15 protein-coding genes are annotated in these 16,034 nt (G+C 54.5%); 6 read left to right on the top strand and 9 right to left on the bottom strand.

Going from position 1 to position 16,034, the window contains the following annotated elements:
• Positions 1 to 6: 6 nt before the first annotated feature.
• Both ABJL60_RS05305 and ABJL60_RS05300 read left to right on the top strand, forming a co-directional pair.
• A complete protein-coding gene (locus ABJL60_RS05305) occupies positions 7 to 267 on the top strand; it encodes a phosphopantetheine-binding protein (RefSeq protein WP_348291849.1) in 261 nt (86 codons plus the stop codon).
• A gap of 3 nt (positions 268 to 270) precedes the next feature.
• Positions 271 to 1,479 carry a beta-ketoacyl-[acyl-carrier-protein] synthase family protein gene (locus ABJL60_RS05300; RefSeq protein ID WP_348375180.1) on the top strand — a complete coding sequence of 403 codons (1,209 nt, stop codon included), beginning with the start codon at positions 271 to 273 and terminating at the stop codon, positions 1,477 to 1,479.
• A gap of 57 nt (positions 1,480 to 1,536) precedes the next feature.
• Here the strand turns inward: ABJL60_RS05300 and ABJL60_RS05295 are convergent, their stop codons facing one another.
• Positions 1,537 to 2,145 carry an invasion associated locus B family protein gene (locus ABJL60_RS05295; protein ID WP_348291853.1) on the bottom strand — a complete coding sequence of 203 codons (609 nt, stop codon included), beginning with the start codon at positions 2,143 to 2,145 and terminating at the stop codon, positions 1,537 to 1,539.
• 483 nt (positions 2,146 to 2,628) lie between these two features.
• Here ABJL60_RS05295 and ABJL60_RS05290 point away from each other — a divergent pair, with 483 nt between their 5' ends.
• Positions 2,629 to 4,173, top strand: a complete 1,545-nt coding sequence (locus ABJL60_RS05290; RefSeq protein WP_348375178.1) for a helicase HerA-like domain-containing protein — start codon at positions 2,629 to 2,631, stop codon at positions 4,171 to 4,173.
• Positions 4,174 to 4,233: 60 nt separating this feature from the next.
• Here the strand turns inward: ABJL60_RS05290 and ABJL60_RS05285 are convergent, their stop codons facing one another.
• The 5 genes from ABJL60_RS05285 to ABJL60_RS05265 all read right to left on the bottom strand — a co-directional run bounded on the left by ABJL60_RS05285 (position 4,234) and on the right by ABJL60_RS05265 (position 9,423).
• Positions 4,234 to 5,538 carry a branched-chain amino acid ABC transporter permease gene (locus tag ABJL60_RS05285; RefSeq protein ID WP_108828480.1) on the bottom strand — a complete coding sequence of 435 codons (1,305 nt, stop codon included), beginning with the start codon at positions 5,536 to 5,538 and terminating at the stop codon, positions 4,234 to 4,236.
• The gene (locus tag ABJL60_RS05280) at positions 5,535 to 6,545 is read right to left on the bottom strand and encodes a branched-chain amino acid ABC transporter permease (RefSeq protein WP_348291859.1); all 1,011 of its coding nucleotides are present in this window, start codon (positions 6,543 to 6,545) and stop codon (positions 5,535 to 5,537) included. Before ABJL60_RS05280 ends, ABJL60_RS05285 begins: the two co-directional genes overlap by 4 nt.
• 4 nt (positions 6,546 to 6,549) lie before the next feature.
• Positions 6,550 to 7,263 (bottom strand): ABC transporter ATP-binding protein, encoded by a 714-nt coding sequence (locus ABJL60_RS05275; protein WP_348375176.1) that lies wholly within the window; start codon positions 7,261 to 7,263, stop codon positions 6,550 to 6,552.
• 67 nt (positions 7,264 to 7,330) lie between these two features.
• Positions 7,331 to 8,113, bottom strand: coding sequence for an ABC transporter ATP-binding protein (locus ABJL60_RS05270; protein ID WP_348291861.1), 783 nt, complete (start codon positions 8,111 to 8,113; stop codon positions 7,331 to 7,333).
• A 116-nt stretch (positions 8,114 to 8,229) separates the two neighbouring features.
• Positions 8,230 to 9,423: an ABC transporter substrate-binding protein gene (locus ABJL60_RS05265; RefSeq protein ID WP_108828484.1), complete on the bottom strand. Its 1,194-nt coding sequence runs from the start codon at positions 9,421 to 9,423 to the stop codon at positions 8,230 to 8,232.
• A 156-nt stretch (positions 9,424 to 9,579) separates the two neighbouring features.
• On the opposite strand from ABJL60_RS05265, the gene ABJL60_RS05260 reads away from it, so the two are divergent.
• Positions 9,580 to 10,680 (top strand): PQQ-dependent sugar dehydrogenase, encoded by a 1,101-nt coding sequence (locus tag ABJL60_RS05260; RefSeq protein WP_348375174.1) that lies wholly within the window; start codon positions 9,580 to 9,582, stop codon positions 10,678 to 10,680.
• Here the strand turns inward: ABJL60_RS05260 and ABJL60_RS05255 are convergent.
• Together ABJL60_RS05255 and ABJL60_RS05250 are read right to left on the bottom strand one after the other, a co-directional pair.
• A complete protein-coding gene (locus ABJL60_RS05255) occupies positions 10,670 to 11,524 on the bottom strand; it encodes a sulfotransferase (protein WP_348375172.1) in 855 nt (284 codons plus the stop codon). The two genes, ABJL60_RS05260 and ABJL60_RS05255, sit on opposite strands and share 11 nt — an antisense overlap.
• A gap of 24 nt (positions 11,525 to 11,548) precedes the next feature.
• Positions 11,549 to 12,553, bottom strand: coding sequence for a GlxA family transcriptional regulator (locus ABJL60_RS05250; protein ID WP_348291868.1), 1,005 nt, complete (start codon positions 12,551 to 12,553; stop codon positions 11,549 to 11,551).
• Between the two features lie 219 nt (positions 12,554 to 12,772).
• On the opposite strand from ABJL60_RS05250, the gene ABJL60_RS05245 reads away from it, so the two are divergent.
• Entirely contained in the window at positions 12,773 to 14,140 is a 1,368-nt protein-coding gene (locus ABJL60_RS05245) for a 3-deoxy-7-phosphoheptulonate synthase class II (protein WP_348375170.1), read from the top strand.
• Between the two features lie 77 nt (positions 14,141 to 14,217).
• Here the strand turns inward: ABJL60_RS05245 and ABJL60_RS05240 are convergent, their stop codons facing one another.
• The gene (locus ABJL60_RS05240) at positions 14,218 to 14,871 is read right to left on the bottom strand and encodes a PAS domain-containing protein (protein ID WP_348291870.1); all 654 of its coding nucleotides are present in this window, start codon (positions 14,869 to 14,871) and stop codon (positions 14,218 to 14,220) included.
• A 272-nt stretch (positions 14,872 to 15,143) separates the two neighbouring features.
• Between ABJL60_RS05240 and ABJL60_RS05235 the strand changes: the two genes are divergently transcribed.
• Positions 15,144 to 16,034: a YicC/YloC family endoribonuclease gene (locus ABJL60_RS05235; protein ID WP_348375168.1), complete on the top strand. Its 891-nt coding sequence runs from the start codon at positions 15,144 to 15,146 to the stop codon at positions 16,032 to 16,034.

Genomic DNA, 16,034 nt, shown 5'->3' with positions numbered 1-16,034 from the left:
TTTACCATGACGGTCGAAACCAAAGTTATCGAAATCATTTCGGAACAAGCCTTGCTTGAACCCGGCGATGTCACACGCGACAGCACTTTGGCGGATATCGGTATAGACAGCTTGGGGCTGGTAGAATGTATTTTCGCCATCGAAGAAGAGTTCGACATCACAATCCCTTTCAACGCAAATGCCCCCGAAAGCGGGGATTTCGACATTTCGTCCGTGGATAAGATCATTCAAGGCATTCAAAGCCTGATTGCGGAAAAAGCAGGCTGACCCATGAAACGGGTCGTGATCACAGGGGCCGGAACCATCAACGCCTTGGGGCATTGTGTCGATGACACAATGGCTGCAATGCGGGATGCCAAATGCGGCATTGGTCCGCTGGAGTTGCGCGATGTGGACCGTTTGTCGATCCAAATTGGTGGGCAGGTGCGTGGCTTTGAGGCTGAAGGCCGCTACAACCGACAGCAAATCAGCCTTTATGATCGCTTTACCCAATTTACACTTGCCGCCGCCCATGAGGCATTGTCGCAATCCGGCCTTTCCCTAAGCGGGGAAGATGCAGCAAAATCGGGTGTTGTGTTGGGCACAGCAGGCGGTGGCGTCAGCACATGGGACGACAATTACCGGTCTGTTTATGAAGACGGCAAAAATCGGGTGCACCCGTTTGTTGTACCCAAATTGATGAACAATGCCGCGGCCAGCCATGTGTCGATGGAACATAACTTGAAGGGGCCCTCGTTCACCGTATCCACGGCTTGCGCATCCTCGAACCATGCCATGGCCCAAGCCTTTCAAATGGTGCGCTCTGGCATGGCACCTGTGATGGTGACGGGGGGATCGGAATCCATGTTGTGCTTTGGCGGCGTCAAAGCCTGGGAAGGGTTGCGCGTCATGTCAAAGGACGCGTGCCGCCCGTTTTCAGCCAACCGCAACGGCATGGTCCAAGGCGAAGGTGCAGGCGTCTTTGTGTTCGAGGAATATGAACACGCGCGGGCACGCGGCGCGGATATTTTATGTGAGGTGGCAGGGTTTGCCATGTCCTCGGACGCCGCCGACATTGTGATGCCGTCCAAAAACGGCGCGGCACGGGCGATGCAAGGCGCGTTGCAGGACGCAGGACTTAACCGCGAAGACGTGGGCTATATCAACGCGCATGGCACGGGCACGGCCGCGAACGACAAGACCGAATGTGCCGCTGTAGCCGATGTGTTCGGACCACACGCCGATAAGCTTATGATGTCATCCACCAAATCCATGCATGGTCACTTGATTGGCGGCACAGGCGCGGTTGAATTACTGGCCTGCATTATGGCCCTGCGCGATGGGGTGATTGCGCCCACCATTGGCTATGAGGAACCCGACCCTGAATGCGCATTGGATGTTGTTCCCAATGAAGCGCGGGATGCGAAAGTGGATGTGGTGTTGTCCAATGCCTTTGCCTTTGGGGGCATGAATGCAGTGATTGCCTTGCGCAAAATCTAAAACAAAAAAGGTCGCGACACAGGCGCGACCTTTCAGATTGATATCTCAGCGCCGTTGTTACGGATCGATCACAGATGCTTTTTCGAAGCTGGCTGTAAAGCCTTTCAGGGAAAGTGCCAATTCCACTTTCTGGTCTGGGGCCAATGCTGGAATAATCGTCAAAACAGCGTCGGCACCGCGTTTGAACACATTCACATCTGCCTCGGTCAAACCGATGCGGGCATAGCAGCCGACAGCGTTACAAAACGCATAAGGATAACGACGTGCCGATCCGCCATCGACGGTGATCGTAAGCTGCGGGGGCAGGGCGGTTTCCAAAGGCACAACCACTGTAGCACCAGCCACGGCTTTGCTGCCTTCTGGCAAGCGGAACAGCGAAAATTCGGCAACAGGCACGCCTTCGCCGTCGTCCATCAACTGATACATTTGGCAAGGGTCGACTTCTTGTTCGGTCTTGATGCACCGGATTTCCCAGGCGCCAACTTCTTCTTTTGTGTAAGGCTGGCCCAGATCCGGGTCTTTGTTGGCGTCTTCACCAAGGCTGAGTTGCGATTCAATTTCCGCGGCATTGCCCTGCTTGGGCGTTGTGTCTTGCGCCAAAGCCACGAAAGGCAGGGTCGCTGTCAGGGTCGCACCGATCAAGGCGCTGTGAAATAACTTTGGCATATTGGGTCCACCACTCTTTGCTTTTGTCCGCACGCTAACATGCGATTGCAGGCATGTCAGGGGCGATTAAGTATGAATGTAGTGGATAGTTTCGTTTTTTGAAGACACGAAAAAAGCCAAACGCACGCTTACGACAAACTGGCGCGGGAAATTTCATAAAACCGCTTTGGAAATAAAAAAAGAGCACTCTAACGGTGCTCTTTTTCTATGTCTTCTCCCCGTCGGACTGGCCGACTTATTATTGTTTAGAGGTTACGAAACAGGCGACTGTGCGTCAACAGCTATCTGATCACTTTTTCAGCCCGAACAAAATCAAATCTTTTGGTAAAAAAAGGGCCGCACCACAAAGGGCACGGCCAGTCTGACAGGGAGGAAGTGTCCCGCACTGCGAGGACATGCGATGCGAGACAAAATCACTATGGCTCTCAAAGGTTAAGTTTGTATGGTCGTGCCGAATAAAGGCGTGATCAAAAGGTTAACAAAATGACAACAGAGCTTTTCATTGGCGGCGGTGGCCAAGACTACGGTGACAAACAAGGACTGTCGTTGGGCTATGCGAATCGTCACGGATTGATTGCAGGCGCCACTGGCACGGGCAAAACCGTAACTTTGCAGATCTTGGCTGAAGGGTTTTCTGCCGCGGGTGTTCCTGTCTTTTTGTCCGACATCAAAGGCGATTTATCCGGTTTGGCCAAATCCGGCACACCCGATCACAAGCTGCATGGCCCGTTTATGGAACGTGCTGGCGTCATTGGTTTCGACGATTTCACCTATGATGCGTTCCCCGTCACCTTTTGGGACCTTTTTGGCGATCAGGGGCATCCGGTGCGCACCACTGTCTCCGAAATGGGCCCCTTGTTGCTGTCGCGCTTGTTGGAATTGACCGAGGCGCAAGAAGGCATCCTCAACATCGCGTTTCGCCTGGCCGATGAAGAAGGCTTGCCGTTGTTGGATTTGAAAGACCTGCAATCGCTTTTGGTTTGGATCGGTCAAAACGCCAAAGACCTGTCACTGCGATATGGCAATGTATCTGCGGCCTCTATCGGGGCCATTCAGCGCCGCTTGCTGGTGCTGGAAAATCAAGGGGGCACCAAGTTGTTCGGTGAGCCTGCGCTAGAGCTGTCCGACCTGATGCGCACCGACGCCGCGGGACGTGGCATGATCAACATTCTGGCCTCTGACAAACTGATGTCGGCGCCGGGCCTATACGCCACATTCTTGTTGTGGCTGCTTTCAGAGTTGTTCGAAGAACTGCCCGAAGTTGGTGATCCAGAAAAACCCAAGCTGGTGTTTTTCTTCGACGAAGCCCACCTGCTGTTCGATGACGCGCCCAAAGCCTTGGTCGATAAAGTTGAACAAGTGGCGCGTTTGATACGCTCTAAAGGCGTTGGAGTATATTTCATCACCCAGAACCCGGCTGACGTGCCCGAAGACATTCTGGGGCAATTGGGCAATCGCATCCAACACGCCTTGCGCGCCTTCACGGCCAAAGATCGCAAAGAATTGCGTTTGGCTGCCGAAACCTACCGCGAAAACCCGCGTTTCGATACCGAAGAAGCCATCCGTGAAGTCGGTGTCGGCGAAGCCGTCACTTCGATGTTGCAAAAGAAAGGGGTGCCCGGCATCGTCGAGCGCACGTTGATCCGTCCGCCATCTTCGCAATTGGGGCCAATCACCAAAACCGAACGCGAAAACGTCATGGCTGCGTCCGAGATGTCCGGCAAATACGACACCACATTGGACCGGACCTCTGCGTTTGAAATCCTAGCCAAACGTGCCGCCAAAGCCGCTGCTGAAGCCGAAAAGGCCGAAGAAGAAGCAGAGCAGGAAACCCGCCCTGCGTTGCGCGAATTTAATGCCGGCCGGCGCTATCAAGGGGCGCGTGTCAGCCGATCAACATCCAAGCCTGCGCGCCGCACCAAAAGCTTTGGGCAAGCGATGACACAAATGGTGGTCAAAGAACTGACAGGCACCACAGGGCGGCGCATGGTGCGTGGCATCTTGGGAGGGTTGTTCAAGGGGCGCTGAAAGCGCTGTTTTCTTACAAAGAAAACAGACCGGAAACTTTGAAAGTTTCCGGTCCCTGTCTCACTTCTCGGGGATAAGTCCTCGCGGACTGAACCTGAGCACCAGTAACAAAACCAGCCCCATCGTCAGCAACCGCATATGGGCTGCACTGTCGATCAGATGATCTTTCAAGGCAGACCCGTCTGGCATACCCGCAGTGATGAAATTCATGACCGTCAATCCCATAGGTTCGACCATCACCCAAAGCCACCAGATTAGAAAACCACCCAGAACCGCACCCAGATTGTTGCCAGATCCCCCCACGATCACCATCACCCATATCAGGAAAGTGAACCGCAAAGGCTGATAGGTGCCCGGCGTCAACTGGCCATCCAACGTGGTCATCATTGCCCCTGCGATACCACAAATGGCAGACCCCAGAACAAAGACCTGCAAGTGCCGCGCAGTGACGTTCTTACCCATCGCTTCGGCGGCAAATTCATTGTCGCGAATGGCGCGCATCATGCGGCCCCACGGGCTGTGCAACGCACGCTGCGCCATCACAAACAGAACCACCAGAACGGTTGTGAAAAGCCCGGCATAGATCACTTTGACCCACAGCGTTGACGCCGTGACTGGATCAAGGCCCAACCCCGAAGCACGCTCAACAAAGCTTGCGCTGTTTTGCAAGTCGATCTCGTAAGGGGCAGGGCGCGGCAAGCCGACCACGTTCTTTACGCCCCGTGCCATCCAGTCTTCGTTTTTCATGACGGCGATGATGATTTCCGAAATCCCAAGTGTGGCAATCGCCAAATAGTCAGACCGCAGGCCAAGCGCCGTTTTACCGATCATCCAAGCCACACCAGCCGCAAGCAACCCACCAACAGGCCATGCCACAACCACAGGCAATCCAAGCCCGCCCAGATAACCCGTCGCGGCAGGATCCACAGCTTCGATGGCAGCCACCGCAGGATCGAACACCGCACGGTAAACAAAGAACCCGACAATCAGGATCGCGGCAATCACCAGCCCGCGCACACGCCCCGGCTTCATCTTGGCATAGGCAATGACAGCACCAACGATGGTCGCAGCCCCCAATGCCAAAGACGCGATGATCCCCATGCCACCATCATTCCAAGCCTGCGGAACCGGAGGCATCGACACAAGAACCGTCGCCAACCCGCCCAAAGCCACGAACCCCATGATGCCCACATTGAACAGGCCCGCAAAGCCCCATTGCAGGTTCACACCCAAAGCCATAATTGCCGAAATCAGACCAAAGTTCAGGACAAACAACGCTGTGTTCCAGCTTTGGACAAAGCCCGTGCCGATGATCAGCGCCGCAACAAATGCAAAGTAGATGGTATTGCGTACTGTATCAGTCATACCGATTTCCCCGCGAACAAGCCTGTTGGGCGGAACAGCAAAACGATCAACAAGATCACAAAGCTGACCGCGAATTTATAATCGGTGGACAAAAGCTGGACCAATGTGTCTGGCGCCCAAGCCTCCGGCACCACATAGGTCGCGACCTTTTTCCACGCGTATGTGATTGTGACTTCCGAAAAGGCGATCACAAACCCGCCTGCGATGGCCCCGATAGGGCTGCCAAGGCCGCCAACGATGGCCGAGGCAAAAACCGGCAACAACAGTTGCAAGAAAATGAACGGCTTAAAGGACTTGTCCAAACCATATAGCGTCCCCGCAATCGTCGCCAATGTCGCTACAATCAGCCATGTGACCATGACCACACGCTCTGGGTTGATACCCGACAACAAGGCCAGATCTTCATTGTCGGAATAGGCCCGCATGGATTTTCCCGTGCGCGTGCGGTTCAGGAAATAGAACAAAAGCGCCACAACGATCACGGCTGTGATCACAGTGATACCTTGGGTCGTCTTGATCGCAAGACCTTCTTTCAGACCTGTGAGCGCTTTGAAATCGCGCACAGAAATGATGAAGCGTTCCCCATCCGCAAAGCGGCGATCATCCGGCCCGATGATAAAGCGCACCAAACCGTTCATGATGAACATGACCCCAAGCGAAACAATGACCAGGATCACGGGTTTTGCTTTTTGCGCACGGTAGAATTTGTACACAACACGGTCGGTGAACAAAACCAAAGCCATACAGCCAAGGATGCCAAAGGGCAGGGCAAGCAAGGCTGTGGGAAGCGGTCCCAGCGAGATGCCCCAACTTTGGAACAGCCATGTGAACAGGATTGTGATCATCGCACCAAATGCCATGGTGTCACCATGTGCAAAATTGGAAAAGCGCAAGATACCATAGATCAGCGTCACCCCAAGCGCCCCAAGCGCCAGCTGCGCGCCATAGGCAGTGGCAGGGATCAGAACGAAGTTTGAAAAGGCCACAAGGGCGTTCAGTAAATCCAAGACCTCAGCCCCCCAAAAACGATTTGCGCACTTCGGGGTCCGCCAGCAATTCCTTGCCCGTCCCCGTGAATGCGTTTCGGCCCTGCACCAGCACATAGCCTTTGTCGGCAATCTCCAGCGCCTGACGCGCGTTCTGTTCCACCATCAAAATCGGAATGCCGGTGCGCGCCACTTCAATGATGCGGTCGAACAGCTCATCCATGACGATAGGCGACACACCCGCCGTTGGTTCGTCCAGCATCAAGACCTTGGGCTGGGTCATCAAAGCACGCCCTACGGCCACTTGTTGACGTTGCCCACCAGACAGCTCACCGGCGGCCTGATTGCGTTTTTGCTTCAGAATCGGGAACAGATCATAAATCTGCGCCATCGTTCCGGATATATCATCACGGCGGATAAAAGCGCCCATTTCCAGATTTTCTTCAACCGTCATAGAGGTAAAGATATTCGAGGTTTGCGGCACAAACCCCATGCCCTTCACAACGCGGTCTTGCGGCGACAAAGACGTAATATCCTCACCGTCCAGCATAACCTTGCCTTGACGCACATCCAGCATGCCGAACACAGCCTTCATCGCCGTGGATTTACCCGCACCATTGGGACCAACAATCACAGCAATCTCACCGGGGTTCACAGCAATTGTGCAGTCATGCAAAATATCGGGACCAGCCCCATAACCGCCCGTCATGGTGTCGCCGATCAAAAACGGAACACTCATGTCATCGGCCTTTCATCTTGGCAAAAATACCTCGGGGTTTGGGGCAGAGCCCCAATCAAATCAAACATCACGCCCCAACCTGTTCTTTGTTTTTCAAACCCGTGCCTAGATAGGCCTCGATCACCTGCTCGTTGGCTTTGATTTCATCCAATGTACCTTCGGCCAAGACTTTGCCCTCAGCCATACAGATCACCGGATCACAGATGCGACCGATGAAATCCATATCGTGTTCGATCACAACAAACGTGTATCCGCGTTCCTTGTTCAGGCGCAGGATTGCGTCGCCAATGGTGTTTAGCAAAGTGCGGTTCACACCGGCGCCGACTTCGTCCAAAAATACGATCTTTGCATCGACCATCATGGTACGGCCAAGTTCCAACAGCTTTTTCTGCCCGCCTGAAACTTGTCCGGCTTTATGATTGGACAAATGCTCAACAGTTAGGAACTCAAGAACCTCATCCGCTTTGGCAGCCAAAGCACGTTCTTCGTCAGCGATACGCTTGCGTCCAAACCATGTGTTCCAAAGCGTCTCGCCAGACTGTGCGCCGGGCACCATCATCAGGTTTTCGCGACAGGTCATGGACGAAAATTCGTGTGCAATCTGGAAAGTGCGCAGAAGACCTTTGTGAAACAGCTCATGGGGCGGCAGACCTGTAATGTCCTCGCCAGTCATGGTCACGGTGCCGGATGTTGGTTTAAGAACTCCAGCGATCACATTGAAAAGAGTCGTTTTTCCTGCGCCATTTGGTCCGATCAGTCCGGTAATTGATTTTTCGGCAATCGTTAGGCTGGCACCATCAACGGCTTTAAACCCGCCAAAGGCTTTGTGAACGTCATCTACGACGATCATCGGCAATTCCCCCGTTGCACCGCGTTGGATGCAGACATGCTCACTTTAGGTAAGCGTTGTATCTTACTGAAACAGCCCGATGTTTCCACCGGGCCGTTCAATTTCAATCAGACGTCTTAGCGATACTTCGCTGTCTCGACTTTGCCGCCCTTGATGACAACCTGACGGTAGTTACCCGCAGATTCACCGGGGCCGATCAGCTCAACCGCTGTTGCGCCAACATAGTCGATTTCGCCGCCATCACGCAGGATCTGCAGACCTTTGGCCAGCTCACCAGGGAAGATTTGCTCGCCCGGGGCGTTTGCAACATCCATGACTTTGTTTTTGTAGTCTGCGCTGTCTTTGCTGTCTGCGGCTTGCATCGCCAACATGATCAATGCAGCAGCGTCGTAGGATTCAGGAGAAAACGCGCCTGTTCCGTCAAATGCGTCGCCGACCAGTTCAAGATACTTGGACGCGCCGTCGCTGTCTGTGCCGGGATGCTGGCCAGTAGAGCCGTCGATTTCGTCGCCGAAGTTTTCTTCGAGCTTGTCGGAAATCATGCCGTCTGGGAAGTGGAACGTGTCAAACGCGCCCGAATCCAAAGCCGCACGTACAATGCCCGAACCGCCTTGGTCCACGTAACCTGCAACAACCAAACGGTCGCCGCCAGCAGAGGCCAATGCGCCAACTTCAGCAGAGTAATCCGCTTTGCCGTCTTCGTGGGATGCGTTGATTGTGACTGTGCCGCCAGCCGCTTCAAACGCCGCTTGGAATGCGTCGGCCAGACCCTTGCCGTAGTCGTTGTTTGTGTAAGTCACAGCAACAGATTTGATGCCTTCTTCCATCAGCACTTCTGTCATGACAACGCCTTGACGCGCGTCAGATGGTGCTGTGCGGAAGAACAAACCGTTGTCTTCAGCTGTGGACAGGCCGGGGGATGTTGCGGATGGTGAAATCATCACAACGCCGTTTGCCAAGGCCACGTTGGACAAGATCGCACCGGTCACACCAGAGCAATCCGCGCCCATGATTCCGTCGACTTTGTCAGATGTGACAAGACGTTCCGCCGCAGCTGTTGCGGCACCAGCGTCAACACATGTGCTGTCTGCACGAACAGGAATCACTTTGGCCGCATCCAAAAGCAGGCCGCTGTCTGTGACTTCTTGCATTGCCAATTCAGCGCCCGCACCCATTGCAGGTGTCATGGATTCGATTGGACCAGTGAAGCCCAAGATAACGCCGATTTTGACTTCTTTGCCGTGACCGCCAGCAAACGCTGTGCCCGCCATCAAAGCTGTGGCTGCAGTCGCCATAAGTAGTTTTTTCATTCTTACTCTCCCTAGTTGGAACTTGCGTTCTGGCGGGCAGATTACGGTGGTGTTTCCTAAAAGAAAAGTCCCATAAATTACCATGATGCGGGCCATTGTCCTCTGGAATGCATCAAAACTATGCCTATGTCCTGTTTTAGGTCACAGGAGGTCAATATGCGTCTGCTTCTACTTTCCACCCTCGCAGCAATGGGAATCACATCGGCAGCACATGCGCTGGACACGTCGTCCGGACAGCTGCAAGTCGCGCGGGTTGCTGACGGTTTCGATCAACCCTGGGGCATGGCGATCTTGCCGGGACCATCTGCAGGCATGTTGGTCACGGAACGCGGCGGCAAACTGGTGTTTGTGCGCGACGGGGTCCCCCAAACGGTGCGCGGTACGCCGAAAGTGAAAGCAAAGGGGCAGGGCGGTTTGCTTGATGTCACCCTACCGCGTGACTTTGCCCAAAGCCGCGATGTGTTTCTGACCTATTCCAAACCGCAACGCGGCGGGTCAGGCACGGCACTCGCCGTTGGAAAACTAAGCGCCGATGGAGCGCAATTGACAGGATTACGTGACCTGTTCGTCAGTGCCCCGGGCGGAACAACCAGCCGCCATTTCGGCAGCCGCGTCGTCGAAGCCCGCGATGGCACGCTATTTGTCACCATCGGCGACCGCGGGGACCGACCTTCTGCCCAAGACCGTAGCAATCACAACGGATCCATCGTGCGCATCACACGCGATGGCACAGTGCCAGCCGACAACCCCTTTGTCGGATCTGACACGACACAGCCACACATCTGGTCTTTCGGCCACCGCAACCCGCAAGGGGCCGGACTGGATGCAAAAGGCCAGCTTTGGACATCAGAACATGGCCCCAAGGGCGGCGACGAGGTCAACGCCATACGCAAAGGTGCCAATTTCGGCTGGCCCGTGATCAACTACGGTGTGCATTATTCCGGCAAGAAGATCGGCGAAGGCACCACAAAGGACGGCATGCAACAGCCCGCCCATTATTGGGATCCCTCCATCGCCCCCTCTGGCTTGCTGATCTACACAGGGACCATGTTTCCGGAATGGAAAGGCGACATGTTTGTGGGCAGCCTGAAGTTTGACCACATTTCACGTTTGGACCTGTCCGGGCGACGTGCGTCCGAGGTCGAGATCCTGAAATCCAAGGACACAAACCGCGTGCGCGACATCCAACAGGGGGCTGATGGCTCAATCTATTTTGTAAGTGCAGCCGACGGGGCGATCTACCGGATCAGTCGTTAAGGTAACGATCCCGGTCTTTTTGCCAAAGCGGCGGCAAATATCCCATGATTTTCTCGGCCCACGCATAATCCGCAGCCCCTTTCAGGGTGGCCTCTTTGCGGAATCCGAATGACATCTGGTCATAGGAACCGCGATTTTGCGAGTATTCGAAATCTCCAACCAGATGCGGACGGGCACCCACGAAATGGCACAGATCGTCCAGCACCTTTTGTTGGGCCTGGGGATCAAAAAGTTCTTCAGTGTAAATGCAATGCACATGCGATGGCGTAAAGGCCTGCAAAACCGTTGCATAAATTTCAGACAGCAGTTTTGTCATCGGTCCATCTGCCGCGGAACTCAAGTAGTTGATCACAAACTGCAAATCAGCTTCGGGAAAGCGGCGTTTTTTAACGTGATGCACCACAGACCATGCGCGATCCGGCTTGTTGCGCAGCAACAAAACGATTTTGGCATTTGAAAACGTATCGTTCATACGTTTGAAGCCATCCACATCCAACCCAGCATATCCGGGGGAAATATCGAAATAGGGGGTGTCGCCGTGAGCCCGTTTTTCAAAGAACGCCCGAAAATCGGCGTCCGTGCGCATCTCTGCACGTTCTTTGCGTTCTTGCCCCTGAATACCCAAATCCAAACCCTGCGCCGCACGGCGGTCACGGATCAATTCATATTGGCGCTGGACGTTGGCCACCTGATTCTCATTGGCTTTGCCTGTCGCAATGTTGAACCAGTTTATTTCCTTGATGAATGGCACAAACACGCCCGGATGTTCGCGCAAAAAGCGAAACAACCACGTGGTGCCGCTGCGTGGCGGCCCGATGATAGCGACGTAATTTCCGTTCCCCATAAACGTGTACCGTAATGAATTTTATCAGATTGACAATCGCGCCGCGTGACTGCCTCTTTCGCGGTAAGGGGTTGTGTCGTAATGGGCACGGTAGCATTTTGAAAAATGTGACGGGGAGGCGAACCCACAGGCCAACGCGACGTTGATGACGCTCATGTCGGTTTGCATCAGCAAGTTCCGCGCTTTTTGCAACCGCAGTTCCATATAGTAACGCTTGGGCGAGCGGTTGAGATAGCGCCGGAACAAGCGTTCGAGCTGGCGGGTAGACATATGCACATCTTTCGCCAGGATCGAAGGGCTGATCGGTTCTTCGATATTGGTCTCCATGATCTGGATGACCTGACTTAGCTTGGGATGGCGCACACCGATGCGCGTCGGAACCGACAGGCGCTGGGTGTCTTGGTCGGTGCGAATGGACGAATAGATCAGCTGATCCGCCACAGCATTGGCCAGATCTTCACCGTGATCATCCGCAATCAGCTTCAGCATCAGATCGATAGACGATGTGCCACCAGCGGTGGTCAGACGGTTACCATCGACCACAAACACGGATTTTGTCAGCTCGACGTCTTCAAATTCTTCCGCGAAGCTGTCCTGATTTTCCCAGTGGATGGTGGCGCGTTTGCCGTCCAGCAAACCGGCTTTGGCCAATGAATAAGACGCGGTGCACAGGCCCCCGACCGTAAGGCCCTTGCGGGCTTCGCGGCGCAGCCAGTTCATCAAGCGTTTGGTCGTGGCAGCCTGCACATCAATGCCACCGCATAACATGATCGTGTCATCACGCGTCATGTCTTCGAGATCGGCATCCAGCTTGAAAGCCGTACCCGCAGAGCAACTGACGACATCACCGCCTTCTCCGATCAAGTGCCATACATATATCTCACGGCCTGCCATACGGTTGGCGATGCGCAAACTTTCAATGGCTGTGGCAAAGCAAAGCAGCGAAAAATTTTCCATCAAAACGAAAACAAAGCGTCTCGTTCCTGCGCCACCAGCGGCATCTCGGATGGGTCTGCGCGGGTTTGACATCGCGGCTTTTCCTTATGGGCGTACAGAAAGGCGATTGGTTTCAGTAAACGCCTGTCTGTGAAAACTTCATGGCGGCCTCAAAAGCCGTCAAAAACCATGGTCACGCCACGCTGGCCCCGTCAAGATGCAAATATACTGGTGATTGCGCTAAACCTTTTGTATAGCTCATACTTCATCAGGGGCGACTGTAAGTGTATGCCCCAACAACGGAGAAAAACGATGAGCACTTGGACAAAATCGGATTGGCGCAAAAAACCGCGGATTCAGATGCCGGAGTATACAGACACAGCCGCTTTGAACGCGGTCGAGGCCCAATTGTCATCTTATCCATTGCTGGTGTTTGCAGGCGAAGCCCGGCGTCTAAAGCAACAACTGGCTGCGGCGTCCCGTGGCGATGCGTTCTTGTTGCAGGGCGGTGATTGCGCCGAAGCCTTCAACCAGTTCAATTCCGACAGCATCCGCGACACGTTTAAAGTGATGCTGCAAATGGCGATGGTGCTGACATATGGCGCGAAAGTGCCGGTTATCAAAGTGGGTCGTATGGCGGGCCAATTTGCCAAACCGCGTTCCGCGCCCACGGAAACTGTCGATGGCGTGGAATTGCCAAGCTACCGCGGCGACATCATCAACGGTCTGGATTTCACATCCGAAGCCCGCATTCCAAACCCGGAAAACATGCTACGCGCCTACACGCAATCGGCCGCGACATTGAACCTGTTGCGTGCATTTTCCACGGGTGGTTTTGCCGATATGAACCGCGTCCATTCCTGGACTTTGGGGTTCGCAGACGGGGGTGAGGCGGCGAAATACAGCGAGATCGCCAACCGGATCCAGGACACAATTGATTTCATGGCTGCAGCAGGGATCACGGCAAATACAACCCACGAGTTTTCTACCGTCGACTTCTACACATCACACGAAAGTCTGCTTCTGGAATATGAAGAAGCTTTGACTAGAATTGATTCGACTTCTGGCAAGTGGTTGGCGGGGTCTGCCCACATGATCTGGATCGGGGATCGCACCCGTCAGCCTGATGGCGCCCATGTCGAGTTCGCCTCTGGCGTGCAAAATCCCATCGGTTTGAAGTGCGGTCCAACAACGACCGCCGAGGACCTGAAAGTGCTGATGCAAAAACTGAACCCTGAAAACGAAGAGGGCCGTTTGACCCTGATCGCGCGCTTTGGTGCGGGGGCGGTTGGCGATCATTTGCCACGTCTTATTCAAGCGGTGAAGGAAGAGGGCGCAAATGTGCTTTGGACCTGTGACGCGATGCACGGCAACACGATCAAATCGTCCACCGGATACAAAACGCGGCCTTTCGATTCAGTGCTGCGCGAAGTGCGCGAATTCTTTGGCGTGCACCAATCAGAGGGCACCGTCCCGGGCGGCGTGCATTTCGAGATGACCGGGCAAGACGTAACTGAGTGCACCGGTGGTGTACGTGCCGTCAGCGAAGAAGACCTGTCAGATCGCTACCACACAGCTTGTGACCCCCGCCTGAACGCCAGCCAATCGCTTGAATTGGCGTTTCTCGTCGCCGAGGAACTATCTGCCTTGCGCACCGAACGTCAGGCCAAAGCGGGCTGATCTGCCGGACACCAGCATTGAAACGAAAAAAGGCGCCGCAGCAATGCGACGCCTTTTTTACATTCTGAAACAAAGTCTTAGTCGTCAGTCTTAATCAACCGCAGATAAGACACTTCTTTAAAGTCCTTCGGGCGGTCCATCGGCATAGATGTGTCTGTGCTGCCTTGGATCTTTGTAATGACTTCCAAAGGTTCTTCCAATGTCGCTTGCGGCAATGTGGCCGGTGCCATAATGGGGCGAATTTTTGCGCCAACGACATCAAAGCGACGCGGACTGCGCCCGACTTCGCCATGTGCCACAAAACAGCCCAGAACGCGGCTGACATCCCCCAAATCGCTTTTAAGCGGAAGCAGCAGCATGCGTGCGTCCATATGCGGTTTGCCGCTTCCGGATTCAGCAGACATACGCACTTCACACGCAGCAGGGCGCTGGAACACCTCTTCAAGTGTATCACTGATCTGGCGGCGCCCTGTCGGGGTGATAAAGGACGTCAGGGGCATGCCGCGCACTTCCATTCCCATCAGATCGCTGAGATGACTGCCGGCGATGCGCAACCGTGCCATGCCGGGTGCGATGCGTTCCAGAATGAAGGTATATTCCAGCGCGGATTCGATGCCGCGAGGATCAATTTCGGACCGTTTGGGCATCATGCGCGTGCCGCGCAGAGCTTCCCAGTAGGACTCCACCTGGTTGAGTGCTGAAAATCCAATATCAGTACGGTGATCGGTCATAGATAAAACATTCCGTTCGTGGTCATGGTCCATTTTCAGTCATCCAGTGTCTATATGCTACACGAAAACACGCGTCGCGGGAAAAAAAGGTTACAATTTTATTAATATCAAACAGAACCGGTCAAATCCGCTCATTTCTTAACAAATGGTTAATATCGCTCAAGCCATGATCCGGATCTTGCAGCCCGTATTGATCCACAATCCGGGGTCAGGGGTTGCCCCGCCACCTGCAATCGCCGTATTGCAAAGACGCAACAACCAAGGGGGCGAGAATGCTCAAATCCATGACCGGTTTCGCCTCTGAGACGGGTGCCCAAGATGCCTTTAGCTGGGCATGGGAACTGCGCAGCGTCAACGGCAAGGGTCTTGATCTGCGCTTGCGGGTCCCGGACTGGATCGAAGGGCTTGAAGCAGGGCTCAGGGCCAAACTAAACGCCCAAGTCAAACGCGGCAACGTCACGTTGTCATTGCGATTGAACCGTGACGAAGGGGCAGGGGCCTTGGCAGTGAACCAAGCCCAGCTGAGCGCCATTCTGGTTGCCATGGCGGACATCGAAACCCAAGCCATGGACGCGGGCCTGTCGCTGGCACCGTCAAAGGCATCAGATATCGCGGCGATGCGCGGCATTCTTGAACAGCGCGCCGCCGATCAAGACACACAAGCACTGGCCAAAGCCCTTCTGGCACAAGCAGATGCGCTTGTTGCCTCTTACGATGCCATGCGCCTCTGCGAAGGTGCCGCCTTGGCTGACGTTTTGCACGCGCAATTGACCGAAATCGAAGCGCTCACAGCGCAAGCCGCCACCATCGCAGAGGCGCGTAAAGATGATGTTGCCGCAACTCTGAAACGAAACGTGGCCCGTGTTCTGGATGCCGCGGACGGCGTTGATCCGGACCGTTTGGCACAAGAATTGGCTTTGCTGGCCGTCAAAGCTGATGTCAGGGAAGAAATCGACCGTTTGGGAGCGCATGTCACAGCCGCCCGTGCGCTGCTGTCAGAAGGCGGTTCTGTGGGCCGAAAACTGGATTTCTTGATGCAAGAATTCAACCGCGAGGCAAACACTCTGTGTTCCAAGGCCCAAAACACCGATCTGACGCAGGTCGGCTTGGCGTTGAAGGCGTTGATCGATCAAATGCGCGAACAAGTGCAGAATGTGGAGTAA

It is taken from the genome of Ascidiaceihabitans sp., assembly GCF_039986515.1.
Lineage (GTDB): Bacteria > Pseudomonadota > Alphaproteobacteria > Rhodobacterales > Rhodobacteraceae > Ascidiaceihabitans.
This window is presented reverse-complemented; position numbering and strand designations above follow the sequence as displayed.